The sequence below is a fragment of the Pseudomonas sp. NMI760_13 genome (assembly GCF_021283245.1).
In the GTDB taxonomy this organism is placed as follows: Bacteria; Pseudomonadota; Gammaproteobacteria; order Pseudomonadales; family Pseudomonadaceae; genus Aquipseudomonas; species Aquipseudomonas peradeniyensis.
Window position 1 is genome coordinate 259,187 of sequence record NZ_JAJSRC010000005.1, and the last position, 24,242, is coordinate 283,428.

Annotated in this window: 19 protein-coding genes; 10 read left to right on the forward strand and 9 right to left on the reverse strand. The window is 64.4% G+C overall.

Annotated features, from left to right (window positions below; all coding sequences use genetic code 11):
- Positions 1-306 precede the first annotated feature (306 nt).
- From cprA to LU671_RS08020, 3 genes are all read left to right on the forward strand, one after another.
- Complete coding sequence (gene cprA / locus LU671_RS08010; RefSeq protein WP_232855369.1) at positions 307-1,464, forward strand: cationic peptide resistance protein CprA; 1,158 nt, start codon at positions 307-309, stop codon at positions 1,462-1,464.
- A 375-nt stretch (positions 1,465-1,839) separates the two neighbouring features.
- Positions 1,840-3,138: an NAD(P)/FAD-dependent oxidoreductase gene (locus LU671_RS08015; protein ID WP_203646981.1), complete on the forward strand. Its 1,299-nt coding sequence runs from the start codon at positions 1,840-1,842 to the stop codon at positions 3,136-3,138.
- A 30-nt stretch (positions 3,139-3,168) separates the two neighbouring features.
- Positions 3,169-3,534 carry a cupin domain-containing protein gene (locus LU671_RS08020; protein ID WP_050705511.1) on the forward strand — a complete coding sequence of 122 codons (366 nt, stop codon included), beginning with the start codon at positions 3,169-3,171 and terminating at the stop codon, positions 3,532-3,534.
- A gap of 157 nt (positions 3,535-3,691) precedes the next feature.
- On the opposite strand, the gene feaR is transcribed toward LU671_RS08020, so the two are convergent.
- From feaR to pobA, 4 genes are all read right to left on the reverse strand, one after another.
- Complete coding sequence (feaR, locus tag LU671_RS08025; protein ID WP_203646983.1) at positions 3,692-4,657, reverse strand: transcriptional regulator FeaR; 966 nt, start codon at positions 4,655-4,657, stop codon at positions 3,692-3,694.
- A gap of 196 nt (positions 4,658-4,853) precedes the next feature.
- On the reverse strand, positions 4,854-5,417 hold the full coding sequence (locus tag LU671_RS08030; protein WP_232855370.1) for a DUF3156 family protein: 564 nt from the start codon (positions 5,415-5,417) through the stop codon (positions 4,854-4,856).
- The gene (locus LU671_RS08035) at positions 5,398-6,897 is read right to left on the reverse strand and encodes an APC family permease (protein ID WP_232855371.1); all 1,500 of its coding nucleotides are present in this window, start codon (positions 6,895-6,897) and stop codon (positions 5,398-5,400) included. Before LU671_RS08035 ends, LU671_RS08030 begins: the two co-directional genes overlap by 20 nt.
- A 247-nt stretch (positions 6,898-7,144) precedes the next feature.
- The gene (gene pobA, locus LU671_RS08040; protein WP_232855372.1) at positions 7,145-8,332 is read right to left on the reverse strand and encodes a 4-hydroxybenzoate 3-monooxygenase; all 1,188 of its coding nucleotides are present in this window, start codon (positions 8,330-8,332) and stop codon (positions 7,145-7,147) included.
- Between the two features lie 166 nt (positions 8,333-8,498).
- On the opposite strand from pobA, the gene LU671_RS08045 reads away from it, so the two are divergent.
- The 3 genes from LU671_RS08045 to LU671_RS08055 all read left to right on the forward strand — a co-directional run bounded on the left by LU671_RS08045 (position 8,499) and on the right by LU671_RS08055 (position 10,908).
- Entirely contained in the window at positions 8,499-9,371 is an 873-nt protein-coding gene (locus LU671_RS08045) for a helix-turn-helix domain-containing protein (protein ID WP_232855373.1), read from the forward strand.
- Between the two features lie 215 nt (positions 9,372-9,586).
- A complete protein-coding gene (locus LU671_RS08050; RefSeq protein ID WP_028692177.1) occupies positions 9,587-9,988 on the forward strand; it encodes a MerR family transcriptional regulator in 402 nt (133 codons plus the stop codon).
- Positions 9,989-10,008: 20 nt separating this feature from the next.
- Positions 10,009-10,908: a hydroxymethylglutaryl-CoA lyase gene (locus LU671_RS08055; protein WP_232855374.1), complete on the forward strand. Its 900-nt coding sequence runs from the start codon at positions 10,009-10,011 to the stop codon at positions 10,906-10,908.
- A 539-nt stretch (positions 10,909-11,447) separates the two neighbouring features.
- Here the strand turns inward: LU671_RS08055 and LU671_RS08060 are convergent.
- On the reverse strand, positions 11,448-11,984 hold the full coding sequence (locus LU671_RS08060; RefSeq protein WP_232855375.1) for an MgtC/SapB family protein: 537 nt from the start codon (positions 11,982-11,984) through the stop codon (positions 11,448-11,450).
- A 425-nt stretch (positions 11,985-12,409) separates the two neighbouring features.
- On the opposite strand from LU671_RS08060, the gene ccoG reads away from it, so the two are divergent.
- The 4 genes from ccoG (at position 12,410) to LU671_RS08080 (ending at position 19,514) form a co-directional block, all read left to right on the forward strand.
- Positions 12,410-13,816 (forward strand): cytochrome c oxidase accessory protein CcoG, encoded by a 1,407-nt coding sequence (gene ccoG, locus LU671_RS08065; protein ID WP_232855376.1) that lies wholly within the window; start codon positions 12,410-12,412, stop codon positions 13,814-13,816.
- Between the two features lie 39 nt (positions 13,817-13,855).
- On the forward strand, positions 13,856-15,265 hold the full coding sequence (gene mapR / locus LU671_RS08070) for a GntR family transcriptional regulator MpaR (RefSeq protein ID WP_186714559.1): 1,410 nt from the start codon (positions 13,856-13,858) through the stop codon (positions 15,263-15,265).
- A gap of 65 nt (positions 15,266-15,330) precedes the next feature.
- A complete protein-coding gene (locus LU671_RS08075; RefSeq protein ID WP_232855377.1) occupies positions 15,331-17,394 on the forward strand; it encodes a PAS domain-containing sensor histidine kinase in 2,064 nt (687 codons plus the stop codon).
- Positions 17,395-17,462: 68 nt separating this feature from the next.
- Complete coding sequence (locus LU671_RS08080) at positions 17,463-19,514, forward strand: PAS domain-containing protein (RefSeq protein ID WP_232855378.1); 2,052 nt, start codon at positions 17,463-17,465, stop codon at positions 19,512-19,514.
- 161 nt (positions 19,515-19,675) lie between these two features.
- Here the strand turns inward: LU671_RS08080 and LU671_RS08085 are convergent, their stop codons facing one another.
- From LU671_RS08085 to LU671_RS08100, 4 genes are all read right to left on the reverse strand, one after another.
- Positions 19,676-20,422 carry an SDR family oxidoreductase gene (locus LU671_RS08085; RefSeq protein ID WP_203646991.1) on the reverse strand — a complete coding sequence of 249 codons (747 nt, stop codon included), beginning with the start codon at positions 20,420-20,422 and terminating at the stop codon, positions 19,676-19,678.
- Positions 20,423-20,516: 94 nt separating this feature from the next.
- On the reverse strand, positions 20,517-22,052 hold the full coding sequence (locus LU671_RS08090) for a DHA2 family efflux MFS transporter permease subunit (protein WP_203646992.1): 1,536 nt from the start codon (positions 22,050-22,052) through the stop codon (positions 20,517-20,519).
- Positions 22,049-23,242, reverse strand: a complete 1,194-nt coding sequence (locus LU671_RS08095) for an HlyD family secretion protein (protein WP_232855379.1) — start codon at positions 23,240-23,242, stop codon at positions 22,049-22,051. Before LU671_RS08095 ends, LU671_RS08090 begins: the two co-directional genes overlap by 4 nt.
- Positions 23,243-23,272: 30 nt before the next feature.
- Positions 23,273-23,746, reverse strand: coding sequence for a MarR family winged helix-turn-helix transcriptional regulator (locus LU671_RS08100; RefSeq protein ID WP_186714554.1), 474 nt, complete (start codon positions 23,744-23,746; stop codon positions 23,273-23,275).
- Positions 23,747-24,242 lie beyond the last annotated feature (496 nt).

A 24,242-nucleotide genomic window follows, 5' to 3' on the forward strand; every position in this document is an offset into this window, starting at 1 on the left:
ATTGGCTACGCGCACTTACAGCTGTTCAACACCCATTAAAATACTTTCACCAAAAACCTCCATATCGGCCACAACTGTTAATTGAATTAACAGGCCACGGGCCAGACAATTAAATACCCCTGCCCCTGGTAACGTCCCGCGTTACCTGGGCATGGTGGTTTCAAACCAACCAGGTACGGCTGCCTTCTCTTGACTCAAGAGTGCGTATGGCTGTGCGCCTGAAACTGCTGTTCGGCCCAACTTTCACACGACTTCTACACCCCGTCACGGGGTGTAAGCCGGGCCCGTCATTAACCGAGGAAACCTATGAACACCCCTGCCACCGTCGCGCTCGACGCTGTCCCTTCAACCCAGGAACGTATCCTGCTGACCGGCGCCACAGGTTTTCTCGGAGGCGCCGTCGCCGCCCGGATGATCGCCGAAGGCCATGCCGGCGCCCTGTGCTTCCTGGTCCGCGCCGACAACCCGGCCCAGGGCCTGCAACGCCTGCGCGACAACCTGAGCCAGCATGGCGTCGATGAGCGCCAGGGCCTGGCGCTGAGCGAGGCGCAGATCATCTGCGGCGACTTCCTCGACACCGCCTGGCTGGCCCGCGAGACCCCGCGGCTGATGCAGGTCGACAGGGTAATCAACTGCGCCGCCGTGGCGTCGTTCTCGAAGAACCCCAATATCTGGCCGGTGAACGTCGAGGGCACCTTCGCCTTTGCCCAGGTGCTGAGCCGCTCCGCGCGCCTGAAGCGCTTCCTGCACGTGGGCACCGCCATGTGCTGCGGCCCGCAGCGCGAGTCGCCAATCAGCGAGTCCTGGGAATTCCCCGAGGCCGCCCAACAGCTGGTGGACTACACCGCCTCGAAGGCTGAGATTGAACGACGTCTGCGTGAGGAGCTGCCCGCCCTGCCCCTGGTGGTGGCGCGGCCGTCCATCGTGGTCGGCCACCGCAGCCTGGGTTGCCAGGCGTCGGGCAGCATCTTCTGGGTGTTCCGCATGGGCTTCGCCCTGGAAAGCTTCACCTGCGGCCTGGACGAACAGATCGATGTGATCCCGGTGGACTATTGCGCCGAGGCGCTGATCGGCCTGACCCTCAAGCCACGCCTGAGTCACGACCTGTACCACATCTCCGCCGGCCATCACTCGGCCTGCACCTTCGCCGAGATCGACGAAGCCTTCGCCCTGGCCAATGGCGCGCAACCAGTGGGCGAGCGCTACCGCAAGGTCGATGTCGACGACCTGAAGTCGCTGGCCAGCCGCTTCGAAGCCCGCATCGGCCCGGCCAACCCGCGCCTGGTGCTGCGCGCACTGCGCCTGTACAGCGGCTTCGCCGACCTCAACTACCTGTTCGACAACAGCCGGCTGCTGGAAGAAGGCATCGCCGTGCCGCCACGCTTCACCGACTACCTGGACGTGTGCGTCAGGTCGTCCAGCGGTGTGAGCATCGCCACGCAGATGCAGTGGGATTTCAAGTAAAAGCCATTCGCCATCCCTGTAGGAGCGGCCTCGTGCCGCGAAAGGGCCGCGCAGCGGCCCCAGCGAATTCTGCCTCTACGCTGAGATCCTGGGGCCGCTGCGCAGCCCTTTCGCGGCACAAGGCCGCTCCTACAGGGAATGCAGCCGCTGGCGGTGATTTACTTAACATGTTCATGAGGCGCATGATCACCACACCTCCTGTGGAGGTCATGCTGTCGCCGTACGCCCTCAGAGATGGACACACTTGGCAGCCTGAAGCAAAACCCTGGCAGCCCCAGGCAAGACACCTACCTGTCGTTAGGTGCTCAATGCCTGCAACCGCCAGCGCTTGTGCAAGCCCTGCTGTCCAACAATTCCAACTGTCCAGGCTGCGCCATGATCAACATCGAAACGCCCACGTACTACACCGCCACCAAGAAGTACAACCTGAGCTTCCCCACCCTGGAAAGCGACATCGACGCCGATGTCGTGGTGATCGGCGGCGGCTTCTCGGGCATCAACACCGCCCTGGAACTGGCCGAGAAAGGCATCACCAACGTCGTCGTGCTCGAAGCACGCTACCTGGGCTTCGGCGGCACCGGCCGCAATGGCGGGCAGATCATGGCCGGCATCGGCCACGACCTGGAGAAGATCAAGGGCAGCGTCGGCGAGAAAGGCCTGCGCGAGATCTTCGAGATCAGCGAACTGGGCGCCGGCATCATCAAGGAGCGTATCGCCCGCTACCAGATCGACGCCGACTTCTGCCACGGCTACGGCTACATGGGCTTCAACGCCCGCCAGGAAAAGACCCTGCGAGCCTGGGAAAAAGACTTCAAGGCGATCAACGGCAAGGATGAGATCCGCTTCCTCGGCGGCTCGGAGGTCAAGCAGATCATCGGCTCCGACGCCTACAGCAGCGCGCTGCTGCACATGGGCGGCGGCCACGTGCATTCGCTGAACCTGCTGCTCGGCGAAGCCCAGGCCCTGGTCGGCCATGGCGCGCGGATCTTCGAGCACAGCCCGGCCCTGGAGGTGCACTACGGCGAGCGGATCACCGTGCGCACCGGACGCGGCTCGGTCAAGGCCAACAAACTGCTGTGGGCCTGTGACAGTTTCCTCAACAAGCTCGAACCCGAGCTGCATGCGCGTACCGTCAACACCTACGCCTTCCAGCTGATGACCGAACCGCTGTCGGACGAGCAGATCCTGCGCATCAGCCCGATCCGCGGTGCCTACAGCGACATCCGCCCGGTGATCGACTACTACCGCGTCACCCGCGAGAACCGTCTGCTGTTCGGCGCCGCCACCCCGTTCGTGGAGCACATCCCGAAGGACCTGAAGGCCTGGAACCGCAACCTGATGCTGAAGATCTTCCCCTACCTCAAGGACGTGCGCATCGACCTGGCCTGGGGCGGACCGATGGCCACCAGCGCCAACCTGTTCCCGCAGATCGGCACCTTGAGTAACCGTCCCAACGCCTTCTACGTGCAGGGCTATTCGGGCTTCGGCGTCACCCCCAGCCACATCATCTGCAAGATCCTCGCCGAAGGCATGAGCGAAGGCTCCAGCCGCTACGAGCTGATCAGCTCGGTCAAGCATGCACGCATCCTCGGCAAGGACCACATCCGTCCGCTGCTGCTGACCGCAGGCAAGACCGTGCATCAGCTGTCGGGCTTCTTCAACGGCCGCCGTTGATTCCTTTTGAACAAGACCAGGAGAACCACCATGACCCTTACCGCCGTCCGCCAGGGTGTGCAACTGTCCGAACTCGACGCCTGGGGCACCGTTGCCGACCTGGGCTCGACCATCCTCGAAGGCGAGGTCAAGTGCTACGGCAAGATGACCCACGGCGCCCCCACCGACCCGGTCAGCAGCGCCTACTTCGGTACCACCCAGGGCAAGTTCCGCATGGTCTACCCGTTCAGCGAGCAGGCGGTGATCGTGACCGGCGAGATCCAGCTGACCGATGAATCCACCGGTCAGGTGACTCGGTACAAGGCAGGCGATGCCTGGTTCGTGACCAAGGGCACGCCGGTGCTGTGGGAAGTGCTGAGCGAGACCTTCGTCAAGCATTACCTGGCGATTGCCTGACGAAACGCCCCCGCGATAGCGGCCGCCGATACATCCTCGTCAGGCAGATTAATACTATCGCGGGGCAAGTCGCATCGGCGCACCGCCGCTCCCACGGGTTCGATGAGTACCTTGTGGGAGCGGCGGTGCGCCGATGCGACTTGCCCCGCGATGACCATTACCGCCCCGGCATCAGGGCCATGGCCCGGAAATCCTTCGGCGACTGCTCGAAGTGCTTCTTGAATGCCCGGCTGAAATGCGCCGAGTCGGTGAACCCCCACTTGTAGGCGATCGAGGTGATCGACTCGCGCTTGAGGAACGGGTTGGACAGGTCGTCCGCGCTGCGCTTCAGGCGTGAGCGCTGGATGTAGCGGCAGACGCTGTCGCCCTCCTCCTCGAACAGGCGGTACAGGTGGCGTACCGAGATGCTCAGGCGTTCGGCCAGGTTGGCCGGGGTCAGGCCCGGCTGGCCCAGCGATTCGTCGATGACCTTCTGCACGTAGCCGCGCAGGCTGGCGCCGCTGAGCCCGGCGAGCGACCCGGGATTGTCGTCGCCGCGCTCGAAACCCGGCTCCAGCAAGGCGATGAACGCCGCCTGCAGCGCCTCGCCCTGGGTTGCCCCGGCCTCATCGCCCTCGCGGCACAACTGGTCCATCAGCAGGTGCAGCATGCGCCCGCAGGCGTTGGTCGAGGAAATCTTGCCGAAGGTCGCGCCCTGCCCGGTCACATGCTTGCGCACCTGTTCGCGAGACAACGACAGCGAGACATGTTCGATCAGGCCGAACGGGGTGATCTCGCACGGGCCCACCGAATCCATCAACAGCAGCTCGCCCGGTGACAGCTGGATACTCACGCCGTCCTGGGTGATCTGCGAGTAGCCCATGCGTTGGCTGACCAAAAAGCAATGCTGGTCGTCGTCGCGGTCGGGGTTGTCGCCAAAGCGGCGGATGGTGCCGGCGTTGGTGCGCAGGTTGGCCAGGGCCAGGCCGGCGCGGTTGTAGGTCGAGATCTCGCCGATGAACAGCGAGCGGTTGAAGGCCAGTTCGGTCTGGAACCGGCCGCAGACCTTCTGCATGGCCGTGGTCCAGCGCTCCAGGCCGTCCAGGGCGGGTCTGGCGTTGCACTGAGTGACGGGTTGGGGCATGGCAACCTCCACACGCGGGCGTTGTTGTTATGCGCTAATTGTTAACATGTTATCAATGAGCGTACAACTATCATTGTTCGCGGGAGGCTTTAGGACGGTGGGAGCGCTTCGCGGCGCAAGGCCGCTCCTACACAAGGATGCGATCGTCTGTAGGAGCGGCCTTGTGCCGCGAAAGGGGCGCGAAGCGGCCCCAGGTTCAAAGATCGCGAAGCATGCGCTCCAACGCATCAAATACCTGCCAGAGGTGCTTGCGCTGTTCTGCGTCGAGGGGAATGTAGCGGCGCAAGGCGGGCATCCGGTTGACCACCTCGCTGGCGCCCATGTGCTCCAGGGTTACCTGCCACAGGCCGTCCTGGCAGTCGATGGCCAGGCGCTTGAAATCCAGGGGCATCAGGATGGCGTGAACCGCTGCGAGACGCGCGTCGAGGCGCTCGAACAAGGCCTGGTCGCCGCCCCGCCGTCGGCAGGTAACACCACTGCGGCGCAGCGCGCCGGTGTGGTGCAGTTCCGCCCGCAACCTGCCCTGGTCGCGGGCAGGCACGCGCAGGATGAACTCGCACATCACCAGGTGCATCAGCAGATGACTCTCGGTGCGCTCACGCACTTCGATCCGAGGGCCATCCTCGCGGTAGGTAAACGATGTTGCGGATTGCAAATCCGTCAATCCCAGGTTTCGCCCCACCCGCTGCAAGGTCGCCCCAGGCCGATATCCAGCCGGGGCGCGCGGGCCGGTCAGGTGTTCAAGCCAGCTTGCCGACATGCTGCACCTGCTCGTTGTGAGAATGACCGGGCTCGGCGGCGAACTCCTTCTCCAGCACGTCCTCGACCCGCGCCGGGCGGAACGGGTTGACCTTCTGCACGCACAGCGTCCAGAACAGCGCATAGGCCGCAGTGGCGCCGAGCATCACGGCGAACGGCTGGTAGACATCGGCCGGGTTCATCCCCGGCGGGGTGATGAACCACATGCCCAGCAGGATGCCGATGCTGGAGACAATCTGCGGCAGCGGGAACAGCGGCGAACGGTAGGCGCGCGGCAGGTCCGGGCGGCGGATGCGCAGGATCACCACCGACAGGGTCACCAGCAGGTACGCGGTGCTCCAGGCGCATACCGCCGCCAGCACCAGGTGCAGGATGTTGTCGGTGTTGCCGCCCAGGTACCAGGCGTGCAGGCACGGGATCAGCGCCACCACCAGGATGCACAGCAACGGCGTCTTGAAGCGCGGGTGCAGGTAGGTGAACACCTTGGGCAGCGCCCCGTCCACCGCCATGCCGTAGAGAATCCGCGGCACCCCGGCCATCAGCGTGTTGATGGTGGCGGCGCCGGCGAAGAGGAAGCCGATGCCCAGCCACACCGGGCCGATATCGCCCATCACCTGCTCGGCGAAACGCGGGATGGCCATGGGCGTGTCCAGCAGGTGCACGCCGCTGGCGGCGTCGAGCACGACGTTCTCCACCTGGCGCTTCATCGCCGCGCCGTAGATGAACATGCAGCTGGCCACGCCGAACAGGCCCAGGGCCATGGCCTTGGGCATGACCCAGGCCGAGCGGCGCAGTTCCGGGGCCAGCGGGGTGACGAATTCGCAGCCGACGAACATGAACATGGCCATGCCCACCAGCGACAGGATGGTCATCAGGTCGGTGCCAACCAGCGACACGCCGAACGGCCCGTCCAGCTCCACGGCCGGCGCGGCAATCAGGCCAAGCACGCCGAACACCATCAGCGTGGTCCACATGCCGAAGGTCAGCACCACTTCGGCGCGGCCAAAGGCGCTCACGCCGAAAGCGTTGAGCACACCGAACACCAGCACGAAGCCCACCCCCAGCAACCAGGATCCGCCAGCCGACTCGGCCAGGGTGTTGAGGTGCTCGAAGTTCACCAGGGCCATGACCCCGGAGAGGATGGTCTCGGCGGTGCCGGCGAACACATGCACGATCAGGTAGGCCGAGAGGGTGCCGGTGATGGCGAAGAAACGACCCAGGCCGCAGTTGATGTAGTCGTAGACGGAGCCGGTGGTCGGCAGGATCGCCGCCGCCTCGGCGAAGGTGGTCGACTGCGCCAGCATCATCACCGCGGCGATCACCATGGCCACGGCGAAGGCGCTGCCGCCAATGCCGAAACCCATGGTCGCGGTGAGGATCACGGGGCTGGCCATGATCAGGCCGACGGTGCTGGCCAGCGCGGTGGGAAAGCCGACGCTGCCACGGTTGAGGTGCTCGGTGAGCTTATTGTTTATTGTCATGGGTAGGCCCTGGGTGGACGAGGGAAAGATGATCGCTTGCCCGGCGCGCCGCAAGTGCTGGCGAACGCCGGGCCTGCCCCGCGATGAGCTTGACACCCATTGCCGGCATTACCCCTTCACTTTGCGGCCTCCTCCCAGGCGGGTCTTGCCACAGCCTGCCGCCGATCTTGCCGCTCCCTGCCAGCCCAGCTGCATGCCCTGGGGCCTGCGTGCCGACGATTGAACCTCGACGCGATCCTCGCCGGTCCTATTCCACCGCCTCGAATGGCAGCCCCACATAGTTCTCGGCAATATTGGCAAGGCCGACCGACGAGCCCAGGTAATACTCACGATCCGCCTCCTGCATCTTGCGGTCCCAATCATCCTGGTGCTCGCCAAAATCGTGCAGCAGCCGGGTCATGAACCAACTGAATCGCTCGCCCTTCCATACCCGTCGCAAGGCCATCGGCGAATACTCGGCCAGCAGGTCGGTGCGACCCTCGCGGTACACCTTGACCAGGATCCGGTACAGATAGTTGACGTCCGACGCCGCCAGGTTCAGGCCCTTGGCACCGGTGGGCGGGACGATATGGGCAGCGTCACCGACCAGGAACAGGCGGCCATGCTGCATGGGCTCGAGCACATGGCTGCGCAGCGGCGCGATGCTCTTCTCCAGCGCTGGCCCCGTGACCAGCTGCGCGGCCACCTCCGCCGGCAGGCGTGCCTTGAGCTCTTCCCAGAAGCGCGCGTCGGACCAGTCCTCCACCCGCTCCTGCAAGGGCACCTGCAGGTAGTAGCGGCTGCGGGTCTGCGAGCGCTGGCTGCACAGCACGAAGCCACGTTCATGGTGGGCGTAGATCAGCTCGTGGTTGACGGGCGGGGTGTCGGCCAGCAGCCCCAGCCAGCCGAACGGGTAGACCCGTTCGTAGACCTTCAGCACATCGGCCGGAATGCTCTGGCGCGCCACACCGTGGAAGCCGTCGCAGCCGGCGATGTAGTCGCAGTCGACCCGGTGCTGGCGACCGTCCTTGTCGAAGGTGAGGTAGGGACGCTCACCGTCGATGGCATGGGGCCGGACATTGTCCGCCGAATAGATGATCGGCGCCCCGCTGGCCTGGCGCGCCTGCATCAGGTCGCGGGTGACCTCGGTCTGGCCGTACACCATCACCGTCTTACCGCCGGTCAGTGCCTTCAGGTCGAGGCGCTGGCGACGGCCATTGACCAGCAGTTCGACGCCTTCATGCACCAGCCCCTCACGGTCCATGCGCTCGGCCACCCCGGCTTCGCGCAGCAGGTCGACCGTGCCTTGCTCGAGCACCCCGGCACGGATACGCCCCAACACATAGTCCGGGGCCTGGCGTTCGACGATCAGCGTGTCGATGCCCGCACGGTGCAGCAGCTGGCCCAGCAGCAGGCCAGAGGGGCCGGCGCCGATGATTGCAACCTGAGTCTTCATTGTTGTTGTCTCGCGATGACGATGCCGGCCGGTACTGGCAATGGCCGTACACCTGCTGTTAGGGTTTGCACCTGTATTTTTACTGGCTAACCTGGCGCGAAACGTGTGATATCTGCGCTAAAAACTGTACTTTTACAAAATTCGTTCGATTAACGGACAGCCTTTCATGAACACCCCGCTCCCCGGTATCCCGCTGTTCCAACTGTACGGCGAACACCACGCCTGGCCGGACACCGACCTGCTGCACTGCGAGTCGATCCCGGCGCGCAGCCGCCTGCACCATTGGGAAATCAAGCCGCACCGGCATGCCGAACTGTTCCAGCTTCTTTATGTGCAACGGGGCGAGGCCCAGGTGGAGATCGAGGGCGAGCGCCGGGTGATTCGCGAGGCGGCGATCCAGGTGGTGCCGCCGCTCACCGTGCATGGCTTTCGCTTCAGCGCCGATATCCAGGGGCATGTGCTGACCTTCGGCACGGCCCTGGTGGTCGACCTGGAGCAGCGCCTCGGCGCGCCCTTGAGCGTACTGGCGGCCCCCCGCTGTTACCCGCTGGGCCAGGACCGTATGCGCCTGCACGGACTGATCGACACGCTGCAGCAGGAGTACCAGGGCAGCGCACCGGCGCGAGGGCCCATGCTGCAGGCGCTGGTCACCGCGTTGATGGTCTGGATTCACCGCCAGCAGCGCGCCCTGCCGGCGCGCAATCAGGACGAACGGGACCAGCAACTGCTGGGGCGTTACCTGCGCCTGGTCGAGGCGCATTACCGCGAGCACTTGGCCGTGGACGTATTCGCCGGTCGGCTGGGCATCACCAGCCTGCAGTTGAACCAGCTGTGCCGCACGCTGGCCGGGCAATCGGCGTTGCAGGTGATCCACCAGCGCCTGCTGCTCGAGGCGCGGCGAAACCTGGCGTATACCCGCATGAGCATCGGCCAGCTTTCCGACAACCTGGGGTTCAGCGATCCGACCTACTTTGCGCGGTTCTTCAAGCGGCTCGATGGCCAGACGCCCAAGGAATATCGCAGGTCGGTCAATACCTGAACTTGCGCAGTCCCGGTAGGAGCGGCCTTGTGCCGCGAAAAGGGCCGCAGAGCGGCCCCGGCGATCTTTGCTTAAAAGCTGAATCCTGGGGCCGCTCAGCGGCCCTTTCGCGGCACAAGGCCGCTCCTACAGAGAGCCAAATCCCTTGGCAGCCTGCTTGACGTATACGTCAACCTGGCATTAGGTTACTCGCATTCCCTCCCCCGAGCCCAAGCATGAGCAGCCAGACCTACAGCATCTCCGACCTGTCCCGCGAGCTGGACATCACCACCCGCGCCATCCGCTTCTACGAGGAACAGGGCCTGCTCAGCCCCGAGCGCCGTGGCCTGGAGCGCATCTACTCGGCACGCGACAAGGTCACCCTCAAGCTGATCCTGCGGGGCAAGCGCATCGGCTTCTCGCTGGCCGAGTGCCGGGAGCTGATCGAACTCTACGACCCCACCAGCGGCAACCAGAAGCAGCTCACCAGCATGCTGGCCAAGATCGCCGAACGCCGTGCCCAGCTCGAACAGCAGATGCTCGACATCCAGCAGATGCACCTGGAGCTGGACACCGCCCAGGAGCGCTGCGAGCAGGCCCTGGCCGCCACCCTGAACCCGTCGCACCCCCACCGTTGATCCGCCACAGGAAGCCCGCCATGTCATTGCCCAAGAATGTCCGCCTGGTCGAAGTCGGCCCGCGCGACGGCCTGCAGAACGAAGCCCAGCCCATCAGCGTCGCCGACAAGGTGCGGCTGGTGGACGACCTCACCGACGCCGGTCTCGGCTATATCGAAGTGGGCAGTTTCGTCTCGCCCAAGTGGGTGCCGCAGATGGCCGGCTCCGCCGAGGTGTTCGCCGGTATCTACCAGCGCAAAGGGGTCACCTATGCGGCCCTGGCACCCAACCTGCGCGGTTTCGAGGATGCCCTGGCCGCCGGGGTGAAGGAAGTGGCGGTGTTCGCGGCGGCCTCGGAAGCCTTCTCGCAGCGCAACATCAACTGCTCGATCAGTGACAGCCTCAAGCGCTTCGAGCCGATCATGGACGCCGCCCGCAGCCAGGGTGTGCGGGTGCGCGGCTATGTGTCCTGCGTGCTCGGCTGCCCCTACGAGGGGCGTATCAGTGCCGAGCAGGTCGCGCCGGTGGCCCGCGCCCTGCACGACATGGGCTGCTATGAGGTGTCGCTGGGCGACACCATCGGCACCGGCACCGCCGGTGATACCCGCCGCCTGTTCGAGGTGGTCGCGGCCCAGGTACCCCGCGAGCAACTGGCCGGGCACTTCCACGATACCTATGGCCAGGCCCTGGCCAATGTCTACGCCAGCCTGCTGGAAGGCATCAGCGTATTCGACAGCTCGGTGGCGGGCCTGGGCGGTTGCCCGTACGCCAAGGGTGCCACCGGTAACGTCGCCAGCGAGGACGTGGTGTACCTGATGCAGGGGCTGGGCATCGAGACCGGGATCGACCTGGACAAGCTGATCGCCGCCGGCCTGCACATCAGCGAAGTGCTGGGGCGCGCCACTGGTTCACGGGTGGCGCGGGCACGTGGCGTGCGCTGAGTCATACGCCTGTCACACAGGTGTGGGCGGAGTGTTACCGCCTACACGCTTTGCAGAAAAAAATCGGGTAACAGGGAAACAATTCGACAGAATTTCACGTGCCAGCTTTCCCTCAAAAATCATCAAACCGTTGATTTTAAAGGACTTTAAAAAGTTGGCACGCCACCTGCTATATCTTTTGGCATAACAAGAACAAAAAACGCGATACCCAATAAAAACAACAGTAAACGGCTCTGACATAACAAGAACAACACGGCAGAGGCGTAGCAAGCAGATTTTTTTGGAGTCGACGTGCTTTCCAGGGGTTTCGACCCCGCAGCCTGACACAGAACAATAAAACTACCTCCAAGGTAGCGGCAGTCAAGGTTGGATCACGTTGCATGAACGCAGGTCAGCGCTCAAAAAAATACGTTTGCTCTTGGCCCCGGTTGGGGGCCCCGCAATGCAGAGACAACCGCCGACAAAAACAACAACAGGCCCGTCTCCAATAATAAGAAAAGAGCAGGCAACAACGCTTATGAGGGGAGCTTCGGCTCCCCTCAGTGCTTCCTGCCCTCCTCGTCTTCCTCACCTTTCTTTTCCCTCGCCTCGCCCTCGACCTTGTCCACCAGCAGCGGCATGCTGGCCAGTACCAGCAGCGCCAGCACGGTGCTCACCAGTGCCGTGGCCTCGCGCCCCATACCTGCGGCCGTACCGATGGCGGCAGTCATCCACAGCCCGGCGGCGGTGGTCAGGCCCTTGACGTGGCTGGCGTCCTGGCCGTTACCCTTGAGAATCGTGCCCGCCCCGAGAAAACCGATGCCGGCGACGATACCCTGGATCACCCGGCTCAACGCCTGCTCGTCGGCGCCGGCCATGCTCGGCGCCAGCACGAACAACGCCGCCCCCATCGACACCAGCATGTGCGTGCGCACTCCGGCCGCCTTGCCCTTGCTCTCGCGCTCGAAGCCCAGCACCGCCCCCAGCAGGGCCGCCATCAGCAGGCGGATCAGGATGCGGGCGACCTCGCGCTCGTCGGTGACATCGGCGAACTCGGTCTGCAAGGCCTCGAGCACCGATTGCCAGAATGTGTCCATCGCTTGCCTCCGGTGTCCCCGATCCTTGTGGAAGATCGCCTGTCGCGCAGTTCGCGCCCCTGTGGGAGTGGGTTTATCGGACCGCCGCGAACACCGGCGCAGCCGGTGCCATCCACCTCTTTGGATTCTTCGCGGGTAAACCCGCTTCCACAGGGTGTGCTTCCCTGTGCGATCTCCTACAGATGACCGCGACACAAGCACCTCGTGCCTTGCACCCCGCCCAACGGCCCCAAGCACGCTGCGACGAAGGTGCGGTGGATAGCCGCAGGCATCTGCAACCAATTGCTCAAGGCTGCTAAATCCAAGGCCTGAGCAAATCAACCCATCATCTGATATGGTTTTTCTCTCAATATCTGGGCCTGTGCTGAAAACAGATCGGGGGCCATAGTGCCCTGGCCTGATCGAGGCCTGATGAGCGATGAACCATGAGCGATAGAATCCCCTTCCGAGTCATCGAGATTGCCCCCGCCGCCAACAAGAGCAAAAGCCAGGTGGCCGATGGCATCCACACCCGCAGCTTCACCGGCTTCTACCGCAACCTGCGGATCGCCTTCGCCGGGTTGCTGTTCGTACTGTTCTTCGGCACCGCCTGGTTGCAGTGGGGCGACCGCCAGGCCGTGCTCTGGGACCTGGCCGAAAGCAAGTTCCACATCTTCGGCGCGACCTTCTGGCCGCAGGACTTCATCCTGCTGTCGGCGCTGCTGATCATCTGCGCGTTCGGCCTGTTCGCCATCACGGTGTTCGCCGGGCGTGTCTGGTGCGGCTACAGCTGCCCGCAGAGCACCTGGACCTGGCTGTTCATGTGGTGCGAGAAGATCACCGAAGGCGACCGCAACCAGCGCATCAAGCTGGCCGCCGCGCCCTGGGGCGTCGAAAAGATCGCCCGGCGCGGCCTCAAGCACGGCCTGTGGCTGGCCATCGGCCTGCTCACCGGGCTGACCTTCGTCGGCTACTTCACCCCGATCCGCCCACTGGCCGCCGAGCTGTTCAGCTTCGAGCTGGGCGGCGTTGCGCTGTTCTGGATCCTGTTCTTCACCGGCGCCACCTACCTCAATGCCGGCTGGCTGCGCGAGGCGGTGTGCATGCACATGTGCCCCTATGCGCGGTTCCAGAGCGTGATGTTCGACAAGGACACCCTGGCGGTGGCCTACGACCCCAGCCGCGGCGAAGCCCGTGGCCCGCGCAAGAAAGGCAGCGACCCGCGCAGCCAGGGCCTGGGCGACTGCATCGACTGCACCCTGTGCGTGCAGGTCTGCCCCACCGGCATCGATATCCGCGAGGGTCTGCAGATGGCCTGCATCGGCTGCGCCGCCTGCATCGACGCCTGCGACGGGGTGATGGACAAGATGAACTACGCCCGCGGCCTGATCGGCTACAAGTCCGAGCACAACCTGCAAGGCGGCAAGACCCACTGGCTGCGCCCTCGCCTGCTGGGCTACGCCGCCGCGCTGACGGTGATGATCGGCGCCCTGGTGGTCGCCCTGCAGATGCGCCCGATGGTGTCGATGGACGTGATCAAGGACCGTGGCCTGTTCCGCGAGAACGCCCTGGGCCAGATCGAGAACATCTACCTGCTCAAGATCATCAACAAGACCCAGGAACCGCAGCACTATCGCCTGCGCCTGGTGGACGCCGATGGTTTCGAACTGCACGGGCGCACCGAGTTCACCATCGCCGCTGGCGAAATGAGCGAGCTGCCGGTGTCGGTGGCGATGCTCGCCGACCGCCCGAGCAGCAGCTCCCAGGAGCTGACGTTCGAGATCCAGGACAGCGACCAGCCGGGCATCCGCAGCACCGCGCACAGCCGTTTCGTCGCGCCGATGAATCGCTGATCCCTTAAACTGATCACCACCTTGCCTGCCCAGACCATAATGAAACGCTACGAACGATTCGCCGACGACATTGCCGAACTGATCCGCTCCGGGGTGCTTGGCCCCGGCCAGCGGGTGCCTTCGGTACGCTACGCCAGCCAGACCCACGGGGTTAGCCCGTCCACGGTGTTCCAGGCCTACTACCTGCTGGAGCGGCGCGGCCTGATCCGCGCCCGGCCGCGCTCGGGCTACTTCGTCAACGCCCATGCGCCGCGCCCGTTCAGCGAGCCGCAGCCCCAGGCGCCGGCCAGCGAGTCCACCGATGTCGATGTCAGCGGCCTGGTGTTCTCGATCCTCGACTCGATCAAGGATCCGCACACCGTGCCGTTCGGTTCGGCCTTCCCCAGCCCGACCCTGTTCCCCCTGCAGCGCCTGTCACGCTCGCTGGCCAGTGCCAGCCGGGCCATGGACCCGCGCATGGTGGTCACCGACCTGTCGCCGGGCAACCCGCAACTGCGCCGGCAGATCGCCCTGCGCTACATGGTCGCCGGGCTGATGTTGCCGATGGAGGAACTGCTGATCACCAACGGCGCCCTGGAAGCGCTGAACCTGTGCCTGCAGGCCGTCACCCAGCCCGGCGACCTGGTGGCCATCGAGGCACCGGCCTTCTATGCCTGCCTGCAGGTGCTCGAGCGCCTCAAACTCAAGGCGGTGGAGATCCCGGTGCACCCGCGCGAGGGCATGGACCTCGGCGTGCTGGCCCAGACCCTGGAGAAACACCCGGTCAAGGCCGTGTGGTGCATGACCAACTTCCAGAACCCGGTGGGCGCCAGCATGCCGGAGGCCAAGAAACAGGAACTGGTCGAGCTGCTGCGCCGCCACCAGGTGCCGCTGATCGAGGACGACGTCTACGCCGAGCTGTACTACTCGCAGCAGGCACCGAAACCGGCCAAGGCCTTCGACACCGAAGGCCTGGTGATGCACTGCGGCTCGTTCGCCAAGAGCCTGGCCCCCGGCTACCGGATCGGCTGGGTGGCGGCCGGGCGCTTCGCGCAGAAGATCGAGCGACTCAAGCTGATGACCTCGCTGTGCGCCTCGATGCCGGCCCAGGCGGCGATCGCCGATTACCTGCAGCACGGCGGCTATGATCGCCACCTGCGCAAGCTGCGCTACGCCCTGGAAGGCCAACAGGCCAACATGCTGGCCGCCATCGCCCGCCACTTCCCGGCGCAGACCCGGGTCAGCCAACCCTCCGGGGGCTACTTCCTGTGGCTGGAGCTGCCCGAGCAGATGGACGCCCTGAAGCTGTTCCACATGGCTTTGGCCCAGGGCATCAGCATCGCGCCGGGGCCGATCTTCTCGCCGACCCGGCGCTTCGGCAATTGCATCCGCCTGAACTACGGCAGCCCCTGGGGCGATGCCGCCGAGCAGGCCATGGAGACCCTTGGGCGGATCGTGCGTTCGTTTTGATGGCTTGATGGCTGGGAGCATGGACCACAACTATAGTGTTAGGGTCCATCGGATGGATCCAGCCTATGCCAGCCCCGTTGCCACCTTCAGAGCAGTTGCAGGCCCGTATCCAGACCCTCGAGACGCAGGTGGCGAGGCATGAGCTGGAGTTGGTTTGTTTCGAGTTGTTACGCTCCTGCATGGCCGAAGGCTTCTGTGTCCTGGAACTGCTTGATGGCCCCCAAGGGCCATTGAGCGACTACCGCTACATCCTCAGCAACGACGCCTGCCTGCGCCATACAGGCCATGACAAGCGGATGGGGCAGACCGTACGCGAGCTGATCCCGGACGAAGCCGATGCCTGGGTGCCGCGCTTTGCCGAAGTGCTGCGCAGCGGCCAGCCGGTACGCTTCGAACAGCGCCTGAACGTCACCGACCGTTTGCTCAACGTCGCCGCCTATCGCTTGGGCCCAGCCAGTGACAGACGAGTGGCCGTACTGTTTACCGGTGTCCCGGCCAGCGAACAGGCGCGCCAGCTGCTGCACGAACAAACGGAAGAGCGCATGGACAAGGCCGAAACCAACAACAGGTTGCTCGGCGAGCTGGTGGACCACAGCCTGGCCAATGTGTTCGCCGCAGACTGCAACTTACGCCTGGTGGCGATCAACCGCACGGCGCGCGAAACCTTCGAGCGCCTGCATGGCATTTCGCCCAAGGTTGGCGACCATGTCCATGACATCCTGGCAGGTCTGCCACAGATCATGGAGAAGCTCCAACCGATCTGGCCCCGCCTTATCACCGGGGAGTCTTTCGTCGAGATGGTCAGCCTGGGCATGCCTGAGCAGCCCCGACATTACGAAATGCGCTACAACCCACTGCGCGACGGCAAAGGCCAAATCCGTGGCGGCTATCTGTTCGCCTACGACATCACCGCCCGCGTGCAGGAACAGGAGCGCTTGAGGCAGGCCGAGGAAGCCTTGCGCCAGTCGCAGAAGATGGAAGCCATCGGCCAATTGACCGGCGGCATCGCCCATGACTTCAACAACCTGCTCGGCAGTATTCTCGGCGCGCTGGAGCTGGCCGACAAGCGCCTGACGCAGGGGCGTCAGCAGGACAGCAGGCATCTGCTCGACATTGCCCGGCAGAACACCTCGCGCGCGGCTTCTCTGGTCCAGCGCCTGCTGGCTTTCGCCCGCCAGCAGGCGCTGACGCCACAGCCGCTGGATGTGCACCACCTGGCCGCCGGTATGCGCGAACTGATCCGCAGTTCCCTTGACACCCATATAACGTTCGTCGATGCCACCCGCGCCGGCCAATGGCTGGTCTGCGTCGATCCATCGCAGCTGGAAAGCACACTGCTCAACCTGTGCATCAACGCCCGGGACGCGATGGCGCGGGGCGGCACCCTGCGCATCAGCTCCGACAACTGCCAGCTGGATGCCGCGCAGGCTGCAGCCCTTCAGCTCGAAACCGGACAGTATCTGCACATTCAGGTCGAAGATACCGGCTGTGGCATGACCCAGCAGATCAGCGAGCGTGCCGCCGAACCTTTCTTCACCACCAAGCCCCTGGGGCAAGGCACCGGGCTGGGCCTCTCCATGGCTTATGGCTTCGTGCGCCAGTCAGCCGGCCAACTGAGCATCGACAGCTCACCAGAGCGCGGCACCTGCATCCACATGTATTTACCACGTGCTCATGCAGGCAGTGCAGCGCAAGCAGACGATATGCAGCAGGTGATCACGCAAGCAAGGCCCAGGCAACCGCTCATCCTGCTGGTAGAAGATCAAGCGACACTGCGTCTGGTGATACGGGAAATCCTCGAGGAACAGGGCTTGCAGGTTCAGGACTTCGAGAATGGCCGCACGACCCTGTGCGCCTTGGACGAAGGCGCTCGCCCAGACTTGCTGGTGGTGGATATCGGGCTGCCGGGGGATATCGACGGATACCAGGTCGCCAATGCCTGCTGGGCTATCGACGAGCATCTGCCCACCCTGTTCATCACCGGCTACGATGGTGCCATCGATACCCGCCGGATCAAGGGCTCGCCGCCCATGACCCTGTTGCACAAACCCTTCGAACTGACACTGCTGACCAGCAGCGTGGAGCAACTGCTGAACGCCGCGCGAAGCAAGCCCCGCGCAAGGTCTTGAGCCGCGCGACTGGACAGGCACACCGACAGGCGATTAGCGTATCTGACCCCACCTCAACGGATGCCCGCATGCCCTCGCGCGAACTGCAGTCCCTGCGCCTGGAAGTTGAACGCCTACGCCAGCGCAATGCCTTGCTGGAGGCCGAACTGGCCAATCCACCACGGCATGATCCCGACCTGTTCCGCTTTCTCTTCGACACGATGGACGAAGGGTTCTGCGTCATCGAATTCTTCGACGGCCCGCACGGCCCGCTGAGCGACTACATCCATATCCTCGCCAACGCCGCCTATGCCCGCCATGCGGGGATTCCCAACGTGGTCGGGCAGAAGCTGCGCGAGATGGTGCCCGACGAGGCCGACGACTGGGTGGCCCGCTATGGTCAGGTGCTACGCACCGGTGAGCCTCTGCAGTTCGAGCAGGAATTGATTGCCACTGGCCGGGTGCTGTCGGTCACCACCTTCCGGATCGAGCCCGCCGGGAAACACCAGGTGGCGGTGCTGTTCAAGGATGTCACCGAACGACGCCGCGCAGAAACCGCCTTGCAACAACTCAACGACCAGCTCGAGCAACGGGTCACCGCAGCCCTGGCCGAACGCAGCCTGTTTGCCGAGCTGGTCGAACACAGTGTCGCCCGGGTGCAGGTGGTGGACACCGCGTTGCGCTTGCTCGCGATCAATGCCCGTGCAGTCAAGGATTTCGAGTACCTGTTCGGACGCAGGATCAAGGCGGGCGACAGCCTGCTCGAACGCCTGGAGGGATTCCCCGAGGAATGCGAACGATCGGTGGCGCTATGGCGCAGGGCATTGTCCGGTGATAGCTATACCGAAGTGATCGAATACGGTCGCGGCAATGACAGGCGGCATTTCGAACTGCGCTTCACCCCCTTGCGTGACCACACCGGCGGGATTGTCGGTGCCTATCTGTTCGTCTACGACATCACCCGCCAGGTCAGCGAGCAGAAGCGGCTGCTTGAGGCCGAGGAGGCCCTGCGCCAGGTCCAGAAGATGGAGGCCGTAGGCCAGCTCACCGGCGGCATCGCCCATGACTTCAACAACCTGCTTGGCGGCATACTCGGTGCCCAGGAACTGATACGCCAACGCTTGCAGCAGGCCCGTCACGCTGAAATCGCGCCCTTGTTGAACAGTGCCTGTGAATCCGCGCAACGGGCCGCCACGCTGGTGCAACGCCTGCTGGCGTTCTCCCGCCGCCAGACCCTGCTGCCCCAGGCCACCCGCCTGAGCACGCTGGTAGGGGGCATGGAAGACCTGATCAGCCGCAGCGTCGGCCCGGCCATCGAGGTGAGCAGCGATTTCGAGCAGGAAAACGGCACGGTGTTCATCGATCCACCGCAACTGGAAAGCGCCCTGCTCAACCTGTGCATCAATGCTCGCGACGCCATGCCTGCCGGCGGTCACATCGACATCCGCTGCGTCGCGCTGGAGGTGACGCAGGTTACAGCCCAGTCACTGGACCTGCCTTCCGGGCCCTACCTGCGCTTGAGCGTCAGCGACACCGGACGCGGCATGCCAGCGGAGGTGATCGATCGCGCGATCGAACCCTTCTTCACCACCAAGCCCATGGGGCAAAGCACCGGACTGGGCCTTTCCATGGTCTATGGCTTCGTCCGTCAGTCAGGTGGGCAACTGCAGATCTGCTCCCAGCCGGGCGAAGGGACCTGCATCCACCTCTACCTGCCCAGGCATGACACCGTTGCCCAGCCTGCGCCTGCAAAAGCTGCGTCACTGCTGTCCGCTCGCGGGCCCGGAAAGCGGGTACTGCTGGTCGAAGACCAGGCCGCGTTGCGCCTGGTGATCGCTGAAGTGCTCGAGGAGCTGGGCCACCAGGTCGATGGCTACGCCACCGGACCTGCGGCACTCGAGGCAGACCTGGGGTTCGACCTGCTGATCACCGACATCGGCCTGCCCGGCGGCATGAACGGCCGCCAGGTCGCCCAGGCCATGCGCGGGCGACTGCCTTCGATCCCGGTGCTGTTCATCACCGGCTACGATGCCAACGCGGTGCTTGAGGATGGGCCCCTGCCGCAAGGCATGCGTGTACTGACCAAGCCCTTCGACCTCGAAAAGCTGGTGGATCAGGTCGATCTGTTGCTGCGCGACTGACGAGCCTAGGGTCTGTACGAAATGTGTCTGCGCGAAGGCCAGACAAGGCGAAACGGGGGGAGGAACGGCCGGGGTCGCGCCCGACTGTACTGGAGTACATGAGCATTCCGAGCCCCGTTTCAACGCAGTATGGGCGAGTGCAGATACATTTCGTACAGAGCCTAACGTCCGCCACTCAGGTCGATGAAGGTGCCGGTCGCGTAGGACGCCTTTTCCGACAGCAACCACAGGATCGCCTCGGCCACTTCCTCGGGCTGGCCACCGCGCCCCATCGGCAAGCCCGGCTCGAGCTTGCTGACGCGGTCCGGGTCGCCGCTCAGGGCATGGAAGCCGGTGTGTATGTAGCCCGGCCGCACGCCGTTGACCCGCACACCCTCGCCGGCTACTTCCCTGGCCAGGCCCACCGTGAAGGTGTCCAGGGCGCCCTTGGAGGCGGCATAGTCGACGTACTCATTGGGCGAGCCCAGCCGCGCGGCCATCGACGACACGTTGACAATCGCCCCGCCCTGGCCGCCATGGCGGCGGGCCATGCGCAGCAAGGCGTGCTTGGCGCAGAGGATCGGGCCGACCACATTGGTCTTCATCACCTTGAGCAGGCGGAACTCGGACATGTCCTCGACGCGACTCTGCTGGCCGATGGTGCCGGCATTGTTGACCAGCGCGGTAACCGGCCCGAGCTCCTGGTCGACGCAGCGGAACAGCCGCACCACTTCGTCCTCGACGCTGGCGTCGGCGCGCACAGCAATGGCCTCGGCGCCCAGCGCACGGACCTGCGCCAGCATCGCCTCGGCGGCCTGGTCGTCAGCGTGGTAGTTGATGCAGATGCGGTAACCCTGTTGCGCCGCCAGCAATGCGGTGGCGGCGCCGATGCCCCGGCTGGCGCCGGTGATGACGATGACCTTGTCCATGAGTCTGCCAAGTAGCCAGGTAAAGGCCTACAAGATTAGGGGAAATGCCATCATTTGAAAACGGGGCAGGTGCTGCATGGACAGGATCATTGGTTCAATGCCCCGCCGAAGCCGGCCCGGCCTTGGCGGTAAAGGGCGGCTTGGCCAGCCATACCAGCAGGATCAACCCGGCGAACACCCAGGTGAGCAAGGTGAAATAGTCCACCGTCGACATCATGTAGGCCTGGCTGTTGAGGATCTGTTCCAGCTTCGCGTAACTCTGCGGAGTGGCCCCGCCCAGCTGCTCCAGGGTCTGCCGGGTGGCCGGATCGAAGCTGCTGATGTGCTCGCTCAGGTAGGCGTGGTGCTGGTCGGCCCGGCGAATCCAGATCCAGGTGGTCAGCGACGCGGCAAAGCTGCCGCCCAGGGTGCGCAGGAAGGTGGCCAGCCCGGAACCGTCGGCGATCTGGTGCGGCGGCAGGTCCGACAGCAGGATGCCCAGGGTCGGCATGAAGAACAGCGCCACGCCGATGCCCATGAATAACTGCACCAGGGCGATGTGCAGGAAGTCCACCTCGTTGGTGAAGCCGGCACGCATGTAGCAACTGGTACCGATCGCCAGGAAGGCGATACCGGCCAGCAAGCGCAGGTCGAAGCGATGGGCGTACTGGCCGATGAAGGGCGACATGAGCACCGGCAGCAGGCCGATCGGCGCCACCGCAAGGCCCGCCCAGGTGGCGGTGTAGCCCATCTGAGTCTGCAGCCATTGCGGCAGGATCAGGTTGATGCCGAAGAACCCCGCGTAGCCGCCCACCAGCACCAGGGTGCCGATGCGGAAGTTGCGGTGCACGAACAAACGCAGGTTGACCACCGGATGGCGATCGGTCAGCTCCCAGATGACGAACACCGCCAGGAACACCACCGAGATCAGCGTGCCAATCACGATGAACGACGACTCGAACCAGTCCAGGTCGTTGCCTTTGTCCAACACCACCTGCAACGCGCCGACACCGATGATCAGGGTTAGCAGGCCGATATAGTCCATCGGCTGGCGACTGGTGACTACCGGCCGCGCACGCATCTGCTGGCGCACCACGGCGGCGGCGAACAGGCCGATCGGCACGTTGATGAAGAAGATCCACGGCCAGCTGTAGCTGTCAGTGATCCAGCCACCAAGGATCGGCCCGGCAATCGGCGCGACCACCGTGACCATCGCCAGCAGCGCCAGGGCCATCCCCCTTTTCGCCGGCGGGTACACGGCGATCAGCAGGGTCTGGGTCATCGGGTACAGCGGGCCGGCCACCACGCCCTGGATCACGCGGAACAACACCAGCTCGGGCATCGACTGGGCGACGCCGCACAGGAACGAGGCCAGCACGAACAGCAGCGTGGCCCAGATGAACAGCTTCACCTCGCCGAAGCGTCGGCTGAGCCAGCCGGTCAACGGCAAGGCAATGGCGTTGCTCACCGCGAACGAGGTGATCACCCAGGTGCCCTGCTCCGAACTCACGCCGAGGTTGCCGGAAATGGTCGGCAACGCCACGTTGGCGATGGTGGTGTCGAGCACCTGCATGAAGGTCGCCAGCGACAGGCCGATGGTAGTCAGCAACAGGCTCGGCGGGGTGAACTGCGCGGGGGCCTGCTGGCTCATCGCTGAGCCGTCTTGCCGGTGGCGCTGTTCTCGTGGATCAGCCGGGCGATCAGGTCGTCGGCCTCGACCAGCTGACGGTCATACACCTGGGTGGTGTAGCTGGCCTGCTGCGGTGGCTGCTGGGCCAGGGCCGGGCCGCTCTGGTCGTGCAGGTCGACCTCGGTGACGGTGGACAGGCCGATGCGCAGCGGGTGCTTCTTCAGTTGCTCGGGATCAAGGTGGATGCGCACCGGTACGCGCTGGACAATCTTGATCCAGTTGCCAGTGGCGTTCTGTGCCGGCAACAGGGCAAAGGCGCTGCCGGTGCCCGCGCCGAGGCTGTCGACGGTGCCGGTGTACCTGACTTCGCTGCCGTACAGGTCGGCGGTGATCTCGACCGGCTGGCCAATGCGCATGTCGCGCAGCTGGGTTTCCTTGAAGTTGGCGTCGATCCACACCTCGTCCAGCGGGATCACCGCCATGGTTGTCGTGCCCGGTTGCAGGCGCTGGCCCAGTTGCACGGTGCGTTTGGCGACATAGCCGGTCACCGGCGCCACCAGCGTGGTGCGGGCATGGTCGAGGTAGGCCTGGCGCAGGTCTGCTGCGGCGGCCATCACTTCCGGATGCGAGGAAACCACGGTGTCGTCGACCAGCGCGGTGCTGGTGTTGAGCTGTTGGCGAGCGCTGTTGACGGCGGCCTGGGCCACGGTCAGGTCATCGCGGGAGTGGGCGACTTCCTCGGCGGCAATGGCGCCGCTGTCGGCCAGCACCTTGCGTCGGTTGTAGTCCTGCTGGGCCTTCTGCAACTCGGCCTGGCGGGTCTGCAGTTGCGCCTTGAGCGAGTCGACATTGCTGTACAGCCCGCGCACCTGGCGCACGCTGCGCGCCAGCTTGGCCTCGGCCGACTGCAGGGCGACCTCGCTGTCGGCCGGGTCGAATTGCAGCAGCACCTGGCCGGCATGGACCAGGTCACCGTCATCGGCGCCGATGCTGGTGACGGTGCCGGTCACCAGCGGGGTGATCTCCACGACATTGCCGTTGACGTAGGCGTCGTCGGTGCTTTCGTACCAGCGCCCGACCAGGCTGTACCAGGCCCAGGTGCCTGCACCGGCAAGGACCAGTATCAGCAACAGGGCGAGCAGCCAGACCTTGCGCTTGCGTGTGTTGTCAGGCGCGGGGGCCGGGGTGGAGGTGTCAGCGGGAGTGGCCATGACAATACCTTGGAAGATGCGTGACAGGGATCAACGATCGCCGAAGCGGCGGATCGTCAGGGGGTCGCCGGCGTTGATCAGGACCTTGGCGAGCAGTTGCTCGAGGGTCTTGAGTTCCTCGGGCTGCAGCACGCCGACCAGTTCGTTCATCGCCGCCGCGCCGACCTGCGGGAGGCGGTCGGCCAGGCGCTGGCCATCGGCGGTGAGGGCCAGGCGCACCTGGCGGCGGTCGTCGGGGCAGCGGTTGCGCAGGATCAGGCCCTTCTGCTCGAGGCGATCGAGCATGCGGGTCATCGAGCCGCTGTCCAGGCCCAGGTAGCGGCACAGTTCGGCCGGGGTGTCGACCTGGTACTGGGTGACGATGATCAGCACCTTGAACTGGGCGGCGGTGACGCCGTCGGCTTCCAGGTGCCAGTCGAGGATGCGGTCCTTGAGGAGTGCGGCGCGGCCGAGCAGCATGCCTATGGCGCAGGTCTGGAAGGTTTCCGGGGTGTAGTGGGGCATTGGGGCTGCTCGTTGAATTGTGTGAAAATATTACTGCTTAGGCAGTGAATGTCAAAGCTTTGATTAGGGGGCTAAAGGAATTTTTTTGTTTGGAGTCAGGATTGGATGTGATTGTTTTGAATTTTGCATTCATATTCTTTGAATATGTCGACATCTAGTCACCTTTCCGCCCTTACGGCGGGTCCCTTTTTGAAGGATCAAAAAGGAACCAAAAAATCCTCGCTCCATTCATACGGCCCCTGCGCTGCGCTCCGGGGTTCCCTCGCTCCGTTCTTGCTCCCGGGAGGACCGCGCTGAACGCCCCATCCTGGGGCGCAGCGCTTGACGGCCATCCATGGCCGTCACCTCCCTCCGCAAGAACTCCGCTCGGCCTCCTGAAGTCGCAATTGGTGTTGCCTGGACTACCGCGCGCTTAGAAGCAAGAGCAAGAGCAAGAGCAAGAGCAAGAGCAAGAGCAAGAGCAAGAGCAAGAGCAAGAGCAAGAGCAAGAGCAAGA